Origin of the sequence: Rhodococcus sp. NPDC077669, assembly GCF_040686915.1 — a bacterium.
Lineage (GTDB): Bacteria > Actinomycetota > Actinomycetes > Mycobacteriales > Mycobacteriaceae > Rhodococcoides > Rhodococcoides fascians.
In genome coordinates this window covers 30,863-50,112 of the sequence record NZ_JBFBMD010000003.1, presented here as the reverse complement: position 1 = coordinate 50,112, position 19,250 = coordinate 30,863, and the positions used below count along the sequence as shown (strand labels likewise).

Genomic DNA, 19,250 nt, shown 5'->3' with positions numbered 1-19,250 from the left:
TTCACCCATGATGACTTCGAGGCTAACTGCCACCGCCGGCCGCACCGACCACTCGGAGCGATCCACAGCGGCCGTTCTGCACCTCTACCAGGGACTTTAAGAGGTCTCTGTGGATTGTCGGTTGCGCGGCAACAGGTCCCACACATGGGCGGTCTCGTTGACCGACGAGACCGATCGGGCACCGCTGCGGGAGAAGAGCACACGCGTCACCGAGCAGTAGTCGATGGGAAATCCGAGCACTTTCGGGGTCTGCAGAATGTCTTGCAACAGCATGTTGACGACGCCGCCGTGAGCGAAGAGGACAACGGTGTCGGAGTGCGCGGCGGTCGAGACGATATCGGCCACTCCGGCGAGAACTCGCGTGCGAAAGGCCTGTTCGTCGACCTGCTCGGGTAGGTGACCGGCCTTGATGCGGTCGTAGGCGTCGCGAAATTCGGTCTTCGCGGCCTCGATCGGAACGTAGCCGCCGAAGTCCCGGTCGTACTCGGTCAGACGGTCGTCGGTCGTGATCTCGAGACCGAGCCGTTCGGCGAGTGGCTGCGCGGTCCGGATCGCGCGTTGCTGCGAACTCGACACGACTCGAGACACCGTGAAGCGTGCCAGCGCATCGGGCACTCTGCGGGATTGTTCGACGCCCAGTTCGTCGAGATCGGGATCGGCCGAGGACTCCGATCGTCGCGGAAGGGCGTGCCGTACCAGAACCAGTTGCATCGACTCACCTAATCACGAGTGTGCGTCCACTGCGTTGCACCATCGAGCGGAAGGCCGCCACCTGGCGGGGCATGTCCGTCCCCGGCTCCCACACCATGCCGATTCGCCTGCGCGCAGCGGGTTGGGTGAGTCCCACGTCGACCGTTCCACCCTCGGCGCCGTGTGCACGGATCCGCGGCAGGATGGCGATGCCGAGGCCGGCGCCGACGAGTCCGCGCACGGTATGGGTGTCCTGTCCCTCGAACGCGATGCGCGGGCTGAATCCGGCATCGGCCCACAGCTCGTTACAGATCGAGCGCATTCCGTATCCGTGGCCCATGGCGATGTAGTTCTCGTCGGCGGTATCGACGAGATCGACCGTCTTCCGCGACGCGAGACGGTGATGTTCGGGGACCACCAGCATCAGCCGCTCGTCGTACAGCTGGAAGGAATTCGTGTCGGTGTGTTCGGCGCTCAAAGACACGAACGCCAGGTCGGACGCGCGATCTGCGAGGCGATCCAGGCAGCGTGCACGTGCGCCTTGGTCGAGATCGAACGTCACCGCGGGATGGTCGACGCGAAAGTGCCGGATCAGTGCGGGCACGACGTCCTCACCGAGTGTGTTCTGGAACGCGACGGCTATTCGGCCACGCGCTCGGGCGTCGTGCTCGGTCATGGCGTCGATACCGGCGTCGATGTCGCTCAGGGCTCGTTGAAGATACGGGATGAGGACGCGGCCGGTACTGGTCAGCACGATGCCGCGGCCCCGTCGTTCCACGATGTCGACGCCGAGGATCGCCGACGCGCGGGCGACCTGCCGACTGACGGTGGGTTGTGGGACTCCCAGGACGTGGGCGGCGTCGGTGATGTGCTCGGTGTCCGCCACCGCGACCAGGGTCGGCAGAAGTGGTAGCAGCTCGGTGGTCTCGCGGCGCATGGGTGAAGCATATCGCTGACGTATCGATCGTCGGTCTCTCATGCATTGGACGTATACCGTGAGCGCTTCTAACGTCTTTGACATGACTACGACGCAGCCCGAGGTCCTGGAGTGGGAGGGGCATCCCAAGGGATCGATCGAGTACCGGCGTCTCGTGTTGGCGCTGCTGTTCGCCGGAGTGGCGACGTTCGCGCAGCTCTACTCGGTACAGGGGATTCTGCCGCTGATCGCGTCCAGTCTCGACATCACCCCGTCGCAGTCCTCGCTCGCCGTCGGCCTGGCGACCGTCGGCGTCGCGGTGTCGGTCATTCCGTGGTCGGTCGCGGCCGACCGAATCGGACGCGTTCGAGCGATGACCGCCTCGATACTCGTCGCGACGACACTGGGTTTGCTGGTGCCTCTGTCGCCTTCGCTCGAGGTGCTGCTGGTCCTGCGATTCCTCGAAGGTGGTGCGCTGGGCGGACTTCCGGCCATTGCGATCGCCTATCTCAGCGAGGAGGTGCACCGCAATCACACCGCGCTGGCAGCGGCAACCTACGTGTCCGGTACGACGCTCGGTGGTCTGCTGGGGCGAATAGTTTCGGGACCCGTTGCAGAACAGACCAATTGGCGAATCGGAACCCTTACCGTGTCGGTCATCGCGGCGCTGGCAGCGGGACTGTTCGTGTGGTTGGCACCGCGGCCGCGAACGACCCTCGTGCACAGCCGAATTCGCGAACTACCCGGTCGGTTGTGGGTGAATCTCCGAGAGCCGGGGATGCTGGCGCTGTACGGCCAGGGGTTCCTATTGATGGGAGGGTTCGTGGCGATCTACAACTTCCTCGGATTCCGGCTCGAGGCAGCGCCTTTCGGTCTTCCACAGTCTCTGATCAGCTTGATCTTCGTGGCCTACCTCAGCGGCACGGTGTCCTCGCGAGTGGCGGGTAAGTTGGCGACGAAGCACGGCCGATCGATCGTCCTCGCCGGATCGACCGCCACCATGATCGTCGGAGTCGCACTGACGATGGCGTCGAACCTGGCCGTGATCCTCACCGGGCTGGTGATCTTCACGATGGGATTCTTCGCCGCCCACGCCATCGCGTCGGGATGGACCGGCCAGCGAGCCGTCCACGGACGGGCGCAGGCGACATCGCTGTACAACCTGTTCTACTACGGAGGATCGTCCGTCGTGGGCTGGCTCGGCGGAGTGGTCTTTCAGTCACTCGGATGGAATGCCTTGGCGCTGTTCGTCATTGCGTTGGCAGTCATCGCCGGCCTGTGGGCCGCAGCGATGAACGGCCGACTGGCGCAGCAACCGAACTCAATACGTGGATGAATTCGAGGCTGCTATCGCGAAGATGAAAATAGCAGCCACGACGAGGACGAACAGGGCGATCGACACGTAGCCGACGATCAGACCTGCCGTCGCGAATCCTGACCCGCCCTCGCCGGTGCGCTTGATCTGGCCCTTCGCAACGTGGCCACACACCACCGCACACACCGACGCGATCAGCGGGATGAACGTCAGACCCAACACCGCCAACACGAGCGACACGATCGCCAACGTGTTCGTCGCGGGTGCCGGCCGAAAACCCGCTCCGACATACGGGGCCTGACCGTATTGGGGTTGTCCGTACTGAGGGTTCGGGTATTGAGGATTTTGGTATTGAGGTTGTCCGTGCTGCGGGTTCTGGTAGCTCGTGTTCGGGTCCTGATACGGCGGATACTGCTGACCCCCGTACGGCTCGTCCTTCTCGAACGCGTCGCTACCTTCACCCTGCGGATTGACCATTGCGGGAGTCTTGCACCTGAATTGGGCCGTCGCAAGCGGCAACGCGACGTCTACGAACCGACCTTGCCCCAGCCCACATACGCGTCGACGGTCACGTAACCGGTCACGCGCGGCTGATCGCGAACCGGATACCGCTCGCCGGTGTAATGCGTCGCGATGCGATCGATATCCACCAGATCCGGGTCGTCCTGCAGTTCGATCGAACCGTGCACCGTCACATGCGTATACCAACTGGCCTCGTCCATCACCGAAATCGAGACCTTCGGATTCGCCCGAATGTGCTCCAGCCGCTTACGCGAGGCATCGAAATTGAGCACGATCTTCCCGTCCTCCCACAAATACCACGTGGGCGCGGTGATCGGAGTTCCATCGGTACGAACCACCGCCATGACAGCGGGATTCGCCTTCTTCAGCAACTCGACAGCATCAACGGGCAACGGAGGCTTGGGCATGAACCAACACTACGACCCGAGAGCTGACTCGGCCAGACCCTCGGCGGACCGCCCACCCGGCCCGAGTCCACCCGCACCCAAGTCCACCCGCACCCACCCCACCCGGCCCGAGTCCACTCAACGTGACATTGACTGCCGAAAAGGCCACTGAATGTCACATCGAGTGGACTGCGGACAGGTGGACTGCGGGTGGGTGTGGGCTGCGGACAGGTGGAGTGATTACAGCTTCGGGAGTTTGACGACCTGTCCGGCGTAGGACAGTCCTGCACCGAAGGCGAGCAGGAGTGCGGTGTCTCCGGCTTTCGCTTTGCCGGTGCGCAGTAGTTCTTCCATTGCCAGGGGGATGGACGCAGCCGAGGTGTTGCCGGTTTCGGCGATGTCGTTGGCGACGGCGGTGCCTTCGTCCAGGTTGAGACTCTTCGCAAGCAGATCGGTGATGCGGCTGTTGGCCTGGTGAGGGATGAAGGCGTGCAGTTCGTCGGTTTTGATGCCGGCGACGTCGAGTACCTTCTGCGCGGCCTTGCCCATCTCGAATGCAGCCCAGCGGAAGACGGAGATTCCGTTCATCCTGATCCAGGGTCGTTCCATGTTGGCTGTCGTGATGTACTCGTACCAGTCCGTGGTCTGCACGATGGCGTCGGACTGCGACCCGTCGGATCCCCATACGGCGGGTCCGATTTCGGTTTCGTCGCTCTGTCCGACGACGACGGCTCCGGCGCCGTCGGCGAAGATGAAGCGGGTGGTGCGGTCGTACTGGTCGGTGGTGACGCTGAGCTGCTCGGCTCCGATGACGAGGACGTACTGCGAGGTTCCTGCCTTGACCAGGTCCGATGCGACGGCGAGTGCGTAGCAGAAGCCTGCGCATCCGGCGCAGATGTCGAATGCAGCCGGTCCTTTGGTGCCGAGTCCGTGGGCAACCTTGGCGGCTGCTTGGGGTGTCAGTTCGAGGTGTGTGGAGGTCGCGACGATGACGGTGTCGACCTGCTCGGCGGAGATGCCGCTGGCTTCGAGTGCTTTTCGGCCTGCCGAGATCGACATCTGGACGACGTTTTCTTCGGGGTCGGCGAATCGGCGGTTCTTGATGCCGGATCGCGTCTGAATCCACTCGTCGCTGGAGTCGATGAACTCGCAGATCTCATCGTTGGTGACTATTCGTTCGGGGCGGTGAACGCCCAGACCGAGCATCTTCGACTGTCGACCTTGCGTTGTGCTGATCGCAACCATCTTCAATTTCCTCTCGTGCTACCGCGCCATCGCCGAGCTTCGGCTCGGGTCTTGGGCTACGGGCTCGTCGACACACGTTACGTGCGTCGACGGGAGAGGTTCACACCAGTTCGGTGATGAGCGCCGCAACCTCGGCGGGTTTGTCGATCATGGCGTGGTGATGGGCGGGTATGACGACGGTGAAATCGGCTCGCAAGTATGTGGCCAGCTTGCGCTGGGTTTTGATCCATCTGCGTCCCCACGGGGACGGGCGTCCGGTGTGGGCGGCCGCGACGATAACGGGAACGACGAGGGGCAATCGTTTCCGAAGTCGGTTCAATTCGGCCGCGAGGTCCGGGTAGACGACATCTTCGACGAGTGCAGCCGTGAGATAGGTGGGCCTGCGGTAGATGTCGTCGACCCAGTCGACGACGTCCTTCGGTGTGCCGTCGGGCGGCGTCGCCTGGTTGAGTATCGGTCGGACGCGCGGGCCGACGAGCCGCTGAAGGCCCGTGCGGCTCAGTAGCGTCGACAGGGAATGCGCTGCGCGCACTCGCAGAGCCGCCGGAAGGATGCGGCGGGGGTCGGACTCGGCGCTCGAGTCCAGGAGAAGAACACCACGTATGCGCGACGGGTACAGCCGGGCCACCGCTTCTGCGTAGAAGCCGGCAATCGAGTGACCCGCGACGACGGCCGGCTCGGTGACACCGAGCGCGTCGAGGACGCCGACGATCCTGTCGGCCTCGCCGCGGACGGTGGGAGTGGCGCCATCGGGCAGAGGGTCGCTGAGTCCGAAGCCGGGGCGGTCGAGAACCACGACATGATGTCGGGCGCTCAAGATATCGACGGTGTCGTTCCAGTCGAACCAGTTACTGCCCAGGCCGCCGCAGAGAACGATCGTGGGGCCGGTTCCCCGGACGAACAGATGCAGACGTTGGCCGTCCACTTCGATGTACCGCCCGGGAGGATGTTTCACGGGAAACAATGCCTCGCGCTCGGTTCGATTCCCGTGATCCATGTTTTCGTCCCCACCATGCATTGCCTACTCGAAGTTTGTTTAAGCCTCCAGTTTCCACCATTCGCCCCGTTTTGCAACTTTCCCGTGGAGGATCGCCTCGGGAAGACCGTCATTGTCGCGGTTTGGCCAGCGGAAATGCGAGTGTCTCGCGAATGCTGCCGCCGGTGATGAGCATGACGACGCGGTCGACGCCCATTCCGAGGCCGCCGGTCGGGGGCATCCCGTGCTCGAGCGCCTGCAGGAAGTCCTCGTCCAAGCTCATCGCTTCTTCGTCGCCACCCGCAGCCAGCAACGACTGCTCGGTGAGGCGTCGACGTTGATCGACGGGATCGGTCAGCTCGCTGTAGGCCGTGCCCAGTTCGACCCCCCACGCCACCAGGTCCCACTTTTCGGCGACGCCGGGGATGCTCCGATGCGGTCTCGTCAACGGCGACATCGACGTCGGGAAGTCCTTGTAGAAGGTGGGGAATTCGGTGTAGTCCTCCACCAGGTGCTCGTACATGCCCTGGGCGACGGCACCCGCGTCCCACGACTTCTCGTAGGGGATGGCGTTCTCGTCGCACAGCCGCTGCAGCTCGCCCAGGGGCGTCGACGGCTCGACGGGAACACCCAATTTTTCGGCGACGGCACCGTGCAGTGTCTTGACGGGCCATTCCCCGGAGATGTCGATCTCGATCATCTCGCCGTCCGGGCCGTCGGGACGCAGAATGATTTCGCGGCCGTGCGCTGCCACGGCTGCACGCTGAATCAGTTCGCGGCACAACACCATTGCGCGCTCGTAGTCACTGTGTGCCTCGTACGCCTCGAGGATCGTGAACTCCGGATTGTGCTTGAAGTCCGCTCCCTCGTTGCGGAACACTCGCCCGATCTCGAAGACCTTCTCCATGCCGCCGACGCACAGCCGCTTGAGATAGAGCTCCGGTGCGATGCGCAGGTACAGATCCAGGTTGTAGGCATTGATGTGGGTGACGAACGGGGCAGCGTTCGCACCGCCGTGTACCTGCTGCAGGATCGGTGTCTCGACCTCCATGTAGCCGCGATCGCTCAGTGAATCACGAAGCGACTTCACCACATTCGAGCGTGCGATCATCAACGCGCGCGCATCGCGGTTGATCGCCAGGTCCACGTACCGCTGCCGTACTCGCGCTTCCGGATCGGTCAGACCGCGGTACTTGTCGGGTAGAGGGTGCAGGCATTTGGCGTTCATTCGCCACTCGGTGGCGAGCAGCGACAGCTCACCACGCCTGCTGTATCCGATGGTGCCACTGACTTCGATGAGGTCACCCAGGTCGAAGTCGGCATCGAATTCCTCGATTCTGTCGCCGACGCGTTCGCGGTCGAACAGCACCTGAATATCGGCCGACCAGTCCCGGATGACGGCGAACGACACGCCGCCGTAGTCGCGAATGCGCAGTATTCGACCCGCAATTCGGACCGTCGTGCCCTGGGGCGAAGCCGCCGCTTCACCGACGGTGTGTGTCGGGGGATAGGCGACGGGATAGCCCTCGATGCCGTCACTTTCGAGACGATCGAGTTTGGCCATGCGCACGCGTACCTGGTCGGGACGTTTGCGGCCGGGCACGGTGTCGTCTGCGGGAGTCTCGGGTCCGCTGCCGTCGGGATGAATGTCCTCGGCGTCGACCAACGCTGCCGGCACCGCGACGTGGGACCCGGTGTGCTTCGAGGCGCGCCGAAAGGTCGGCAGAGTCAAGAAGCCTTCGGCGATGGCCGACGCGACACCGACCTTCGGCAGCACCCGATTGTCGGCGAAGCACAGGTAGCGCGGCTCCCATTCCGGCAAGTACTTCACATTCGAGCGATACAGCGCCTCGAGCTGCCACCAGCGCGAGAAGAACACCAATACGCTGCGCCAGATTCGCAGGACCGGACCGGCCCCGATCCGACTACCCTCCTCGAACGCAGCACGGAACACCGCGAAGTTCAGCGAAATCTTGCTGACACCGAAATGATCTGCGCCGGTGGCAAGTTCGGTCACCATCAACTCGATGACACCGTTCGGCGACGCCGGATCGCGGCGCATCAGGTCCAACGACGCGCCGGTCCGACCCCACGGCACCAGCGACAGAACACCGACGATCTTCTCGCCCTGAACCGCCTGCACCAGAAGACAATCGCCGTCGAGCGGATCGCCCAACCGGCCCAGCGCCATCGAGAAACCACGCTCGGTCTCGGTATCGCGCCACGCATCCGCGCAGGCAATGATCTCGTCCATCTCCTCGGCCGAAATATCGCGATGACGACGCACGGTGACCACGACACCCGCTTTGCGAGACCGGTTGACGGCCTGACGCACGGGACGCATCTCGCGTCCATTGAGGTTGAAATCTTTGGTTTTCAGGATTGCTTCGTCGCCGAGTTCGAGAACACTCAGGCCGGCCCGCTTGTAGGCCGTGGCCCCGATCTCGCTGGCCCCCATGACAGCTGGGGTCCAACCGTACTTCTCGGCCAGGTCGAGCCATTCGGATATCGCATGTGGCCACGCCTCGGGGTTGCCGATCGGGTCACCACTGGCCAGACACACCCCGACCTCGACGCGATACGTCACCGCCGCCTTGCCGCTGGTGGCGAAGATGACGCCCTTGTCGCGGCGGGTCGCGAAGTAGCCGAGGGAATCGTCGGCACCCCACTTGTCGAGCAGGCCGCGCAGAGCCGACTCGTCGCGCCCGGTCAACGCATTGCTCGACCGTTGCGACCGAAACAACGTGACCACGGCACCGAGCAACGCCAGCGCTCCGAACAGTCCCAACGCCGTATTGACGAAACCGTTCGGCCTACCGTCGAACTGCTCGTTGTCCACCGTCGCCAACGCCGTCACCCTGTTGAACGCCCACAGGAACGTCTGACCCTCCGGCAACGAACCCGGGAACAACGCCACCAACGCCCACCCGACAATCGTGCCGACGGCCGCTCCCAGCACGAGCACCCCGAGCGCCTTCCACACCGCACCGCGCCGAACCCGCGTGTAGAACTCCTTGCGCGACGCGATCAACAGACCCGTCACGACGACATGAACCGCCAACGCAATCCACGAACTGACGTTCTTGTCCTCGATGCCCTCCGCGACATTCGTGATCGCCAACAACACCAAATAGATCGTCAGCAACCACCACGCAATACGCTTCCGACTCGCCAACGCCGCCGCCAACAACCCGACAACCAACGCCCACGACAAACTCGTATCCGGAGCATCGAAGTAATACGTGTCGACATACTCCCGCGGCGCATGAACCAGATACCGCAAAGTGGGCGACAGACTCCACAGAAACAACGCCGCCGCGAACACACCGAGCACCAGCCCCGCGATATGCGGAACCTCACTCAACCGACCGCGCTGCGGCGGCGAAAACGACCGTGGTGCCGTGGTACCCGACCGATCCGAGGGAACTGCTGTCGCCGTCATGTCTCACTCCCGAAATAAGAACGCACGAGTTGCAAGATAGACGGTATCCCCGCTGAGGTGGGTGGGTTGCCTGTTGCCGCCCCGCCGTCCACTCAATGTGACATTTGGTGGCCTTTCCGGCAGTCAATGGCACATTGAGTGGACTCGCGTCCGGTCACGAGAGCGCGCCTGGCCTTGCTCGAGTCAGAGTGTGGGCCACCCTTTCTGTATGCGTTTGTCCACAGGCATTCGGTTGTCCACAGGGCTGTTGATAGTGCGACGTCGGGTGCGATCCGGTGTCCGGCCGAGCGTGCAGGATCGTCTGTATGAAGAGGGGCGGCGCACGGGTCGATGCGAGGGTAATTGCGGCCGCATCGGATCGCGGGCTGGTGCGGACTGCTCATCTTCTCGAACTCGGCGTCGCGTCGAAGACGATTGTTCGGCGCACGCTGCCGGACGGTATCTGGTCACGGGCGCTACCTGGCCTGGTGTTCTTGAAGAACCGTTCGCTGACGCCCTTGGAGCGGGCGGTTGCCGCGTCCATCTACTGCGGTCGTGATGGCGTCATCAGTGGTCGGGCCGGGCTGGCGTTGCATGGTCTCGGTACATCCGGCTCGTTCGAGGAGACGTTCGTGCTCATTCCCGAGGCGCAGCACCGCAGGTCCGTGAGCTTCGCCGCGGTGGAACGTACGTGGCGGATGCCAACGGCGGAAAGTAAGTCGGGTCTTCCCGTCGCGCCGGTTGTTCGGTGTTTGTGCGACGCGATTCGTCGCATGAAGAACGCCGAGCAGTGCATGGCGCTCGTTGCCAGTGTCGTTCAGCGGGGTGCCGCAACGATCGAGGCGATCATGAAGGAACTGGACGCCGGCACCACGCGTGGAACCGCGATGCCTCGTCGAGTACTTCGCGAACTGGCCGCCGGCGCGCACTCCGTTGCCGAAGCACACGCGCAGAAGTTGTACGCGCGCAGCGGTCTTCCCCCGATGACTCACAATGTCGCGGTACGCGACGAGTCGGGCAGGTTGCTGCTGGTGGCCGACAATTGGCTCGACGACGTCGCCCTCGACTGGGAGATCGACTCGCTCGAATATCACCTGTCACCCGCGGCGCACCGCGCCACCGTGGAACGACGGGAGCGCGCTCAGAACGCGGGCATCATTGTCGTGACTCACCTGCCGAGCGATATTCGCGACGATCCGGAACGTGTTCTCTCCGACCTGCGGTCCCGGTACCGACAGGCGCTCGCGCGTCCGCGCCCCGACGTCACCGTCGACCCGTCCTACCGCCGATCGGGCTGATACACCCAAATCATTTGGTCCCCGGTTTCGGCCGCAGCGGCCAAGGCTCGCGGCTCGATCCTGTCGAGGACGAAACCCAGCCGCTGCGGAACGGCTCGACTCCTCGAATTGGCTGCATCGCAATGAATTTCGACGCGATCGACGTCGGCGAGTTTCAATGCCTCTTGCGTGAGGGTCGCGGTGGCTTCGGAGATGATGCCGTCACCCTCGGCTGCACTGTCGAGCCAGTACCCTATTTCGATCCCACCCGGTCCGACTCGTCGGTGCAATGCAATCTTCCCCAGGAATGCGCTGGTGGATCGTCCGAAAATCCCGTAGTCGTACATTTCGTCGGCGTCCCACAGCTTCCGGCTTTCCGCGATGCGGACGATCTGCGCCGACCTGTTTGCAGCGTCCTCGGTGGCCCAACCGAGCCACGGCAGCAGGCGGACCCGATTTCGCTCGATCGTTTCGGCAATGACGACAACATCGTCTGCCGTCTCGCGTCGAACCACGAGACGGTCGGTGACAATCCGAACGGGAGGTTTGCTGACCATTGGGACAGTCTGACTCCCTGCTAATGCCGATTCCACTGGTTTTTCGGTGCCCTCCGACCCATGTGCAGTCCACTCGATGTGCCATTGACGGTCGAAAGGGCCACCGGATGTCACATTGAGTGGTCAGACAGTAGTGGTGTCAGACGGTAGTGGTGTCAGATGGTCAGCCGGGGGGTGGGCGATGCTGTGGAGAGGAGGAAAACGATCAGGAAGCTGACCACGATCTCCAGGACAGTTTGTCGATGACGATGACCGGCCCCTCGGGTCGGTTGTTCTAGTATTGGCTGTATTTCGCGACGAGGGTGTCGGTACCGACTGTGCCTTCGGCGCTGCCCGCGTCGACGATGCGGGCGTTGCCGTCGGCGCGGATCCACCAGAGTTGTGACCAGTCGTCGGAGTAGTGGTCGACGATGAGGCTGACGGCGGGATCGGCGTGGATGTTGTCGAGTCGCTGCAGTTTCTGGGTGGTTTTGGGTTTCCAGTCGATGGCTGTGTAGATGCGATCGCCGGTGGGCGCGACAGCGAAGACGATGGGGACCAGGTGTGGGGTGCCGTTGGGGTTGATGGTGGAGAGTTGGGCGCGGGGTGCGTCGGTGAAGCGTTGAATTTCGTTGTCTATCTTCACGTTCAAGTCCTCATGCGGATTCGCTGTGGCTGCTGTGTCGGGTGATGTATTGCTCCAGTTCGGCGACGGGCATGGGTCGTCCGAGGAGGTGTCCTTGGCCGAAGGTTACGCCCATGTCGGTGCAGATTCGGAGTTGTTCGGTGGTCTCGATGCCTTCGATGACGGTGTCTTTGCCGAGGGTGGTGGTGACGTCGACGAGGGCGGTGCAGAGGGTGGTCATGGCGCGGCGTCGGTGGAGGTTGGTGCTGTCGAGGTGTTGGGTGAGGGATCTGTCGATTTTGAGGATGTCGACGGGGAGGGTGGCGAGTCGTTCGAGGGAGGAGAAGCCGGAGCCGAAGTCGTCGATGGCGATGAGGACGCCGTGGCGTTGGACGTCGCGGAGTTGGTAGTGCACGGCGTCGAGGTCGTGCAGCGTCTGCGATTCGGCGAGTTCGAGTGCGAGTCGACCGCGTTCGATGCCGTGGGTGTCGACGATGTCGATGACGTCGGTGGCCAGGGTTCCTGCGGCGAAGTGTGCGGGGCTGACGTTGACACCGACTTGGAGCATGATCGCGCGGGATTGCCAGTCGGCGATGGTTGTCGCGACGTCGGTGAGAATCCACATGCTCAGTGGGACGATCAGGTCGTTGTCTTCGGCGAGGGGGATGAAGGCGTCGGGCATCAGGAGTCCGAGTTCGGGGTGGTTCCACCGAACGAGGGCTTCGGCTCCGACCACGGTTCCGGTCGCGAGTTCGACGATGGGTTGGTAGACCATGGTGAGCTCGCGCGCGGTCATGGCGACTCCGCGCAGTCGTTCGAGGAGCTCGAGCCGCGTGCGGTTGGTGTGGTGCAGCTCGTCGGTGAAGATGTGATGCCGGTTGCGGCCGGTGGCTTTGGCGGCATGCATGGCGGCGGTGGCGTTGTGTACCAACTGGGTGGCGCGATCGGTGCTGCCGGTGGTGGACGCGACACCGACGCTGGCGGTGAGGGTGAGTTGACGGCCGCCGAGCTCGAAGGGGGGCTCGAAGATGCTGGCGAATCCCGCGGCCATCGCTCGGGCTGCCAGGGAATGGCAGCCGTAGGCGACGATGACGAATTCGTCCCCGGTGAGTCGGCCGATGGTGTCGCCGGGTCGGGTCGATGCGGTGAGTCGGTCGGCGACCATGCACAGCAGCTCGTCGCCCTGGGCCGGTCCGAGCGCGTCGTTGAATTCACGGAAGCCGTCGATGTCGACGAGGAGGACGCTGAAGTGCTGGTCAGGGCCTAGGTCGACCAGCGCGGCGGTGATGGTGGCCAGGATTTCGTTCCGGTTCGCAAGCCCGGTGAGGGCGTCGAGAGTCGGGTTGGGGTCGGCACGGCGGAGCGGCGTGTCGTGTTCTCGACTCACAGTGCCCCCTCGTAGCCGGACGGCCACCGGCGATACTAGCCGAAGAGTTTGCTTAACGCCTATAAACGGGGAGCGCGCCCTTTTTACTGGCCCTCACGCAGCGTGCCCGTCGACTCTCGCGTCTCGATGTTCCACACCGCGGCGTCGACGGCGTCGCTGAGACCGAGCACCCACCGGGCCGCCGATCGGCCCTGGTCGAACAACGATTGCGCGACGGTGGTCAAGTGGGCCGCCGCCGCTGCAGGGGAGTCGTCCCATCCGGTCAGTGCGACGTGGCCGGGAATGTCGATACCGGCACCCGTCGCCGCGTCGAGTGCGCCGAAGGCGAGTTCGTCGCTCATCGCGAATATCACATCGACGACGTTGTCGCGCAACAACAGTCGCGCTGCCCGTGTGCCCTCTTCGCGCGAATTGTGGGTGGTGAACAGCGTCGGTACCGTCGACCATTCGATTCCTCGACGCATGCACGCATCGCGGTAGCCCTCGAGTCGTGCGCGGGTCACCGGCATCGAGATGCCCGACGCGTCGGCGCCCTGCACCACCGTCGATTCGCGTCGCGAATCGGGTCGCAGCGCAACGATCGCGGGCCGACGCCGATTGCGCAGAGCAATGGTGGCGATCGCGCCGGCGGCCGCGCGGTCGTCGATTCCGATGGAGTGCAATCCCGGATGCTGGGGGCCTCCCTGGACGCAGGTGGGTCGACCGGTGCCGACGAGTACGTCGAGGACGGGGTCGTCGACGCCGGTGGTCCAGACGACGTAGCCGTCGACCTGCGCGTCGCGAATTCTCGCAATGTCACTGTCGCGGTGCAGGTTAGGTAACATCACCAGCGCGGTGTCGGCGTCGAGACATGTGTCGGCGATGCCCGAGAGGAACCGTCGGGCCTGGGGATCCTCGAAGGCATAGGTGAGTTTTTCACCGAGTACGACGCCGATGCTGTTGTGCTTTCCGCTGCGGAGCGAGCGTGCCGCACGGTTGGGACCTGCGTATCCGAGGGCCGCCGCCGCTGCGTGGACGCGGTCTCGGGTGGCAGGCGAGACGCGGTCGGGTTGGTTGTAGGTGTACGAGACGCTCATGGTGGAGACTCCCGCAGACGCCGCGACGTCGGCCATCGTCACCCGATTGTTCACGGGGTTACCTTAGCGTGCGTCGACGATCTGTGTAACGATACACAGTATGTCGTCGCCCCTCCCCAAGCTGCTGGTTCTCGGTGCAGCCGCCTTCATCTATGTCACGGCCGAAACGTTGCCCGTGGGTCTGCTTTCGGAGATCTCGGGCGATCTGGGCGTCGGCGAATCCGCTGTCGGTCTGCTGCTGACCTTCTACGCATACGGCGTCGCCGTCATGACCATGCCGTTGATCAGGTTCGTACGCGACTGGCCGCGGCGACGGGTCGTCGTCATTACCGTTGCGGCACTGGCCCTTTCGCAACTTCTCTCCGCGGTGTCCGTCGGGTACCCGATGCTGGTGCTGTCGAGGATGCTGTGCGCGGCCACCCACGGAGTCTTCTGGGCCGTGGTCGCACCCGTCGCGGCGTCACTCGCACTTCCCGGTAATCAAGGAAAAGCGATCGCCACGGTGTACGCCGGCACCTCGTTGGCGTTGGTCGCCGGTAATCCGATCACCGCGGCCATGGGTCAGTGGTTCGGGTGGCGCACTGCTGCAACGATTCTCGGTGTCGTTGCCGCCGCTATCGCGGTGGCGCTCTACTTCGTCCTCCCCGCACTACCGGTCACTCGAGCAGCTGCGGGCGACAAGAAATCACCGCGCGTGCTCGACGGCACCCTGGCGATCCTGTGTGGAGTGACGTTCCTGGCCGTCCTCGGCCATTTCGCCGCGTACACGTACTTCTCGCTCATCGTCGATCGCGCAATCGGTTCGGCCGGAACCACTCTGACCGTGATGTTGATGCTCTACGGTTTGTTCGGGGTCGTCGGTATCTGGGTGATCGGCAGAACGTACGACCGTTGGCCGCGGCCGTCCACCATCGTTGCTCTGGGTGCCGTCGCGGCCGCGACGGCGGTCCTGTGGGGCACCCTCAGCGCAGCACCGGGCAGCCTGGCCGTCCTTGCTGTCGGGGCGATCGCGTTGTGGGGTCTGGCATTCACCACACTGCCGGTCTGCATCCAGTCCGCCGTGGTTCGGGCCGCCCCTGCCGACGCCGACAAGGCGTCGGCGATCTACGTCGTCGCCTTTCAACTGGCCATTGCCACCGGGGCCCTGGTGGGAGGCGTCGTCGTCGACGCCAGGGGCATCGGGGCGGTGACCGCTGCGGCGACGATCCTGGTGGCTGTGGCACTCACAGTCGTAGTGGTCGCGCGCAGAGCCTTTCCGAGCTCGTATCCGTCGGTACCGGTCTCGACGCCGGCGCACTGACCTCGCGGCCCACTCCCGCGATAGGGTCAGCACGCGACGAACGAGGGAATCCGGTGCAATTCCGGAGCTGGCGCGCAACGGTGACGAGTGAGAGCTCGAAGTCCGAATGCTCGGACGTCGTGATCGAACCCCACCCGCGGCTCCGCGACACGAGCCCCAAGCAGGAAGCTCTTCGATGCGTACCTCTCTCGCAGCACTAGGCGCTGTCTCCATCCTTCTGGTCTCCGGTTGTTCGACCGCGTCGACCCCCGACGCGTCCACCGACACCTCCGGGAACTATCCCCTGACCATCGAGAACTGCGGACGCGACGTCGTCGTCGACGCACCACCGCAACGCGCGGTGTCGTTGAACCAGAGCTCGACGGAAATACTGCTCTCGCTCGGCCTCGCAGACCGGATGGTGGGCACCGCCACCTGGACCGACCCGGTCCGCTCGAACCTCGAATCCGAGAACGCCAGGGTGCCGAGGCTCGCAGACAACAAGCCATCGCTCGAGGTCGTGTTGGATACCGAGCCCGACTTCGTGACCGCGTCCTTCGGCGGCACCCTCGGACCCGGGGGAGTCGCAGATCGGAGCAGGTTCGAGCAACTCGGCGTCCCGAACTACCTCTCGCCCAACGACTGTCAGGGCAAGACGGACGAGAGCGTCAATTCCGACGGTGCTCGCACGGAGCCGCTGGTGATCGACACCGTCTATCGGGAGATTCGTGATCTCGCGGCGGTCTTCGACGTACGAGACCGTGGCGAGCGCCTGGTCGCCGAACTGCAGGATCGGTTCGAGAAGGCCTCCGGTTCGGTCGACGCGTCAAGTGTGTCGTTGGCCTACTGGTTCGCCGACACCGATACGCCGTACATGGCCGGTTGCTGCGGATCGTCGGGCATCATCACCGACTCCGTCGGCGCCGAGAACATCTATGCCGACACCACCGACGAATGGCCACAGGTCAATTGGGAGAGTGTGCTCGATCGCAACCCGACTGCACTGGTGCTCGCAGATCTGAGTCGACGCAGTATCGCCGGGGACGCCCTGGACAGCAAAATCGGCTTCCTGGAGTCGAATTCGGTCACGAGCCGAATGCCCGCCGTCGAGAACAAGCGGTACATCGTCGTCAACGGTGCCGATCTGAACCCGTCCATTCGGACGATCGACGGTGTCGAGAAAGTTGCGGCCGCCCTGCAGGATTGGGGAATGGCGTCGCGATGAGCCGCACCGATCGCGGGGTGCTCGTCCCACTACTGCTCGCAGGATCGGCGTTGTTGGTGCTCTCGATCGGCGTCGCCGTCACCATCGGACCCGCGAACGTGTCGGTGCCCGACGTGTATCGAGTGATGTTGACGCACATGGGTATCGGGAGTTCGGGAGTCAGTCGCATCCAGGACGGAATCGTCTGGGAGCTGCGCCTGCCCCGGACCTTGCTGGCCGCCGTGTGCGGCGCGGGTCTCGCGCTGTGCGGGGCGATCATGCAATCACTGCTGCGCAACCCCCTCGCCGATCCCTTCGTCCTGGGCATTTCGTCCGGTGCATCCACCGGAGCGGTCCTCGTCGCGGTTCTCGGCGTCGGCGGTGGCGCATTGTCCTTGTCCACAGGGGCATTCGCCGGTGCGTTGCTCTCGTTCGTCCTGGTGATGCTGCTGGCCGCAGGCGCAGGCGGCGGAAACGACCGCGTGGTGCTGGCCGGGGTCGCGGGGACGCAGCTGTTCTCGGCCTTGACGTCGTTCATCGTCATTTCCTCGGCCGACGCCGAACAGACACGCGGCGTGCTGTTCTGGCTCCTCGGATCGCTGAGCGGTGCCGACTGGACGGACGTGGTGCTGTGCGGATCTGTTGCGCTGCTCGGAATGGTGGTGTGTCTGTTCAACACCTCGGCCCTCGACGCCTTCACATTCGGGCACGACGCGGCCGCGTCCCTCGGTGTTCCGGTCAAGTGGGTGCGAATCCTGTTGTTGGTCATCACCGCACTGATCACGGCCTCGCTCGTCAGCGCCGCCGGAGCCATCGGGTTCGTGGGTCTCGTTCTGCCGCACGCCGCCCGTTTTCTCGTCGGCGCACGGCATCGACGACTGCTGCCGACAACGGTGGTCATCGGCGCGATCTTCATGGTGTGGGTCGACACCATCGCCCGAACGCTGTTCGCCCCGCAGGAAATACCCGTCGGAGTGGTGACCGCACTCATCGGCGTGCCGGCATTCGCGCTCATTCTGTTTCGGCTCAGGAGATCCCGATGACGTTGCACGTGAACAACATCCAGTGGACCCGCGGCGGGAACCCGATTCTCGACGGCATCAGCTTCGCACCGGAACCGGGCGAGACCATCGGGCTCATCGGCCCCAACGGCTCCGGCAAATCGTCGCTACTGCGCATCCTCGCCGGCATCGTGGCACCCGACAGCGGCGACGTGCTGCTCGACGGAAAGAACCTGCGCACCCAACGTCGTCGCAGCATCGCCCGCCGCGTAGCAATGGTCGACCAACACTCCGACACCGACGTCGACATCACCGTCCGCGACGTCGTACGCCTTGGCCGCATCCCCCACCACGGCATCCTCGGCGGAGACACAGCAGCCGACGACGCCGCGATCGAACAGGCACTCACCGACACCGCCATGGCGTCGAAAGCCACCCGACGCTGGCACACCCTCTCCGGTGGAGAGCGCCAACGCGCCCAGATCGCACGGGCCCTCGCTCAACAACCCACCGAACTACTGCTCGACGAGCCGACCAACCACCTCGACATCCAACACCAACTCGACATCCTCACCCTCGTCGCAGGACTACCCCTGAGCAGTTACATCGCCCTCCACGACCTCAACCTCGCCGCCATGTTCTGCAACCGCATCATCGTCCTGAACAACGGCAACATCGTGGCATCGGGAACCCCACACGAAGTGATCACCGAACACCTGGTGCGCGAGGTGTACAACGTGCACGCCAGCGTCTCGCATACCGACGACTACCCCCAGGTGACCTATCGCCGCCCCCGCCCGACCGCCCCCGGAGTCCACTCGATGTGACATTGACCCCCGAAAAGGCCACTAGATGTCACATTGAGTACCCGGGGGAAGGGGCAAAACCGGGGGAGGGGAGACCGAATCTAGAGTTGGCGCAATTTCCGCTCGAATGCGTCGATGCGTGTGGTGTCCTCGAAGAAGTCCTCTTGCGAGACGATTTTGCCCCAGCTGGTGCGGACCAGGAGCACCGTTCGGTTGCTGTACAACTCGGTGCCGTCGGCTGCGTGTGCTTGGTCGTCGAAGCGGACGAGGAGGGTCATGCGCCAGGGGGCTCCGCCGCTGTAGATTTCCGTGACCTGCCCGCGGATGCCGGCGGCGACGAAGTCCTGGAAGAACTTTTCGATTGCCGGTCGTCCGCGGTGGGTGCCCGACCATCGGCTGTCACCGTCGGCGAATTTGAGCACCGCGTCTCGGTGGAACGACGAGAGCAGAGGGCGATAGTTTCCGTTGTTGAGCGCCTCGATGTCTCGCTGCAACTTGAGGGTCAGCACTCGCATCAGCAGAAGCTTGCATGCGAAAGCCGTCGAGATGCCGGCCAGAAATCTCAGTTGCATGGCTATACGTTTGCTT

Annotated in this window: 17 protein-coding genes, 1 pseudogene and 1 riboswitch; of the genes and pseudogenes, 6 read left to right on the top strand and 12 right to left on the bottom strand. The window is 64.0% G+C overall.

Annotated features, from left to right (window positions below; genetic code table 11):
• Positions 1-96: 96 nt before the first annotated feature.
• Together AB0P23_RS04685 and AB0P23_RS04680 are read right to left on the bottom strand one after the other, a co-directional pair.
• A complete protein-coding gene (locus AB0P23_RS04685; RefSeq protein ID WP_287453544.1) occupies positions 97-711 on the bottom strand; it encodes a histidine phosphatase family protein in 615 nt (204 codons plus the stop codon).
• Between the two features lie 4 nt (positions 712-715).
• Positions 716-1,627 carry a LysR family transcriptional regulator gene (locus AB0P23_RS04680; RefSeq protein ID WP_283541666.1) on the bottom strand — a complete coding sequence of 304 codons (912 nt, stop codon included), beginning with the start codon at positions 1,625-1,627 and terminating at the stop codon, positions 716-718.
• Between the two features lie 82 nt (positions 1,628-1,709).
• Here AB0P23_RS04680 and AB0P23_RS04675 point away from each other — a divergent pair, with 82 nt between their 5' ends.
• Positions 1,710-2,942, top strand: coding sequence for an MFS transporter (locus AB0P23_RS04675; RefSeq protein WP_287453545.1), 1,233 nt, complete (start codon positions 1,710-1,712; stop codon positions 2,940-2,942).
• Here AB0P23_RS04675 and AB0P23_RS04670 read toward each other — a convergent pair.
• From AB0P23_RS04670 to lysX, 5 genes are all read right to left on the bottom strand, one after another.
• The gene (locus tag AB0P23_RS04670; RefSeq protein WP_287453547.1) at positions 2,928-3,398 is read right to left on the bottom strand and encodes a DUF4190 domain-containing protein; all 471 of its coding nucleotides are present in this window, start codon (positions 3,396-3,398) and stop codon (positions 2,928-2,930) included. The genes AB0P23_RS04675 and AB0P23_RS04670 overlap by 15 nt on opposite strands.
• Before the next feature lie 50 nt (positions 3,399-3,448).
• The gene (locus AB0P23_RS04665; protein ID WP_206498831.1) at positions 3,449-3,850 is read right to left on the bottom strand and encodes a TIGR03618 family F420-dependent PPOX class oxidoreductase; all 402 of its coding nucleotides are present in this window, start codon (positions 3,848-3,850) and stop codon (positions 3,449-3,451) included.
• Between the two features lie 219 nt (positions 3,851-4,069).
• Positions 4,070-5,074 carry a beta-ketoacyl-ACP synthase III gene (locus AB0P23_RS04660; protein WP_206498830.1) on the bottom strand — a complete coding sequence of 335 codons (1,005 nt, stop codon included), beginning with the start codon at positions 5,072-5,074 and terminating at the stop codon, positions 4,070-4,072.
• A 100-nt stretch (positions 5,075-5,174) separates the two neighbouring features.
• Complete coding sequence (locus tag AB0P23_RS04655) at positions 5,175-6,071, bottom strand: alpha/beta hydrolase (protein WP_179273856.1); 897 nt, start codon at positions 6,069-6,071, stop codon at positions 5,175-5,177.
• A gap of 109 nt (positions 6,072-6,180) precedes the next feature.
• Positions 6,181-9,414 carry a bifunctional lysylphosphatidylglycerol synthetase/lysine--tRNA ligase LysX gene (gene lysX, locus AB0P23_RS04650; protein ID WP_308051298.1) on the bottom strand — a complete coding sequence of 1,078 codons (3,234 nt, stop codon included), beginning with the start codon at positions 9,412-9,414 and terminating at the stop codon, positions 6,181-6,183.
• 383 nt (positions 9,415-9,797) lie between these two features.
• On the opposite strand from lysX, the gene AB0P23_RS04645 reads away from it, so the two are divergent.
• The gene (locus tag AB0P23_RS04645) at positions 9,798-10,769 is read left to right on the top strand and encodes a hypothetical protein (protein WP_206498828.1); all 972 of its coding nucleotides are present in this window, start codon (positions 9,798-9,800) and stop codon (positions 10,767-10,769) included.
• On the opposite strand, the gene AB0P23_RS04640 is transcribed toward AB0P23_RS04645, so the two are convergent.
• The 4 genes and pseudogenes from AB0P23_RS04640 to AB0P23_RS04625 form a co-directional block, all read right to left on the bottom strand.
• Entirely contained in the window at positions 10,751-11,305 is a 555-nt protein-coding gene (locus AB0P23_RS04640) for a GNAT family protein (RefSeq protein WP_206498827.1), read from the bottom strand. The two genes, AB0P23_RS04645 and AB0P23_RS04640, sit on opposite strands and share 19 nt — an antisense overlap.
• Positions 11,306-11,582: 277 nt before the next feature.
• A pseudogene (locus AB0P23_RS04635) lies at positions 11,583-11,930 on the bottom strand (TIGR03668 family PPOX class F420-dependent oxidoreductase); the annotation flags it as partial.
• A 10-nt stretch (positions 11,931-11,940) separates the two neighbouring features.
• Positions 11,941-13,296 carry a bifunctional diguanylate cyclase/phosphodiesterase gene (locus AB0P23_RS04630; protein WP_363796915.1) on the bottom strand — a complete coding sequence of 452 codons (1,356 nt, stop codon included), beginning with the start codon at positions 13,294-13,296 and terminating at the stop codon, positions 11,941-11,943.
• Between the two features lie 83 nt (positions 13,297-13,379).
• Positions 13,380-14,426: a LacI family DNA-binding transcriptional regulator gene (locus tag AB0P23_RS04625; protein ID WP_363796913.1), complete on the bottom strand. Its 1,047-nt coding sequence runs from the start codon at positions 14,424-14,426 to the stop codon at positions 13,380-13,382.
• Between the two features lie 46 nt (positions 14,427-14,472).
• Here AB0P23_RS04625 and AB0P23_RS04620 point away from each other — a divergent pair, with 46 nt between their 5' ends.
• From AB0P23_RS04620 to AB0P23_RS04605, 4 genes are all read left to right on the top strand, one after another.
• Positions 14,473-15,672 (top strand): MFS transporter, encoded by a 1,200-nt coding sequence (locus AB0P23_RS04620; protein ID WP_363796911.1) that lies wholly within the window; start codon positions 14,473-14,475, stop codon positions 15,670-15,672.
• Between the two features lie 45 nt (positions 15,673-15,717).
• Positions 15,718-15,782: riboswitch (cobalamin riboswitch) on the top strand.
• Between the two features lie 65 nt (positions 15,783-15,847).
• A complete protein-coding gene (locus AB0P23_RS04615) occupies positions 15,848-16,876 on the top strand; it encodes an ABC transporter substrate-binding protein (protein ID WP_363796909.1) in 1,029 nt (342 codons plus the stop codon).
• Complete coding sequence (locus AB0P23_RS04610) at positions 16,873-17,898, top strand: iron chelate uptake ABC transporter family permease subunit (RefSeq protein WP_222076383.1); 1,026 nt, start codon at positions 16,873-16,875, stop codon at positions 17,896-17,898. Before AB0P23_RS04615 ends, AB0P23_RS04610 begins: the two co-directional genes overlap by 4 nt.
• Entirely contained in the window at positions 17,895-18,683 is a 789-nt protein-coding gene (locus tag AB0P23_RS04605; RefSeq protein ID WP_032400909.1) for an ABC transporter ATP-binding protein, read from the top strand. The genes AB0P23_RS04610 and AB0P23_RS04605 overlap by 4 nt, the downstream gene beginning before the upstream one ends.
• A gap of 80 nt (positions 18,684-18,763) precedes the next feature.
• On the opposite strand, the gene AB0P23_RS04600 is transcribed toward AB0P23_RS04605, so the two are convergent.
• Entirely contained in the window at positions 18,764-19,234 is a 471-nt protein-coding gene (locus tag AB0P23_RS04600; protein ID WP_027494954.1) for a nuclear transport factor 2 family protein, read from the bottom strand.
• Between the last annotated feature and the right edge of the window lie 16 nt (positions 19,235-19,250).

Bases quoted from the DNA above. Each gene is read 5' to 3' on its own strand.
- AB0P23_RS04685 (WP_287453544.1), bottom strand. From the start codon at position 711: ATGCAACTGGTTCTGGTACGGCACGCCCTTCCGCGACGATCGGAGTCC.
- AB0P23_RS04680 (WP_283541666.1), bottom strand. From the start codon at position 1,627: ATGCGCCGCGAGACCACCGAGCTGCTACCACTTCTGCCGACCCTGGTC.
- AB0P23_RS04675 (WP_287453545.1), top strand. From the start codon at position 1,710: ATGACTACGACGCAGCCCGAGGTCCTGGAGTGGGAGGGGCATCCCAAG.
- AB0P23_RS04670 (WP_287453547.1), bottom strand. From the start codon at position 3,398: ATGGTCAATCCGCAGGGTGAAGGTAGCGACGCGTTCGAGAAGGACGAG.
- AB0P23_RS04665 (WP_206498831.1), bottom strand. From the start codon at position 3,850: ATGCCCAAGCCTCCGTTGCCCGTTGATGCTGTCGAGTTGCTGAAGAAG.
- AB0P23_RS04660 (WP_206498830.1), bottom strand. From the start codon at position 5,074: ATGGTTGCGATCAGCACAACGCAAGGTCGACAGTCGAAGATGCTCGGT.
- AB0P23_RS04655 (WP_179273856.1), bottom strand. From the start codon at position 6,071: ATGGATCACGGGAATCGAACCGAGCGCGAGGCATTGTTTCCCGTGAAA.
- AB0P23_RS04645 (WP_206498828.1), top strand. From the start codon at position 9,798: ATGAAGAGGGGCGGCGCACGGGTCGATGCGAGGGTAATTGCGGCCGCA.
- AB0P23_RS04640 (WP_206498827.1), bottom strand. From the start codon at position 11,305: ATGGTCAGCAAACCTCCCGTTCGGATTGTCACCGACCGTCTCGTGGTT.
- AB0P23_RS04620 (WP_363796911.1), top strand. From the start codon at position 14,473: ATGTCGTCGCCCCTCCCCAAGCTGCTGGTTCTCGGTGCAGCCGCCTTC.
- AB0P23_RS04615 (WP_363796909.1), top strand. From the start codon at position 15,848: ATGCGTACCTCTCTCGCAGCACTAGGCGCTGTCTCCATCCTTCTGGTC.
- AB0P23_RS04610 (WP_222076383.1), top strand. From the start codon at position 16,873: ATGAGCCGCACCGATCGCGGGGTGCTCGTCCCACTACTGCTCGCAGGA.
- AB0P23_RS04605 (WP_032400909.1), top strand. From the start codon at position 17,895: ATGACGTTGCACGTGAACAACATCCAGTGGACCCGCGGCGGGAACCCG.
- AB0P23_RS04600 (WP_027494954.1), bottom strand. From the start codon at position 19,234: ATGCAACTGAGATTTCTGGCCGGCATCTCGACGGCTTTCGCATGCAAG.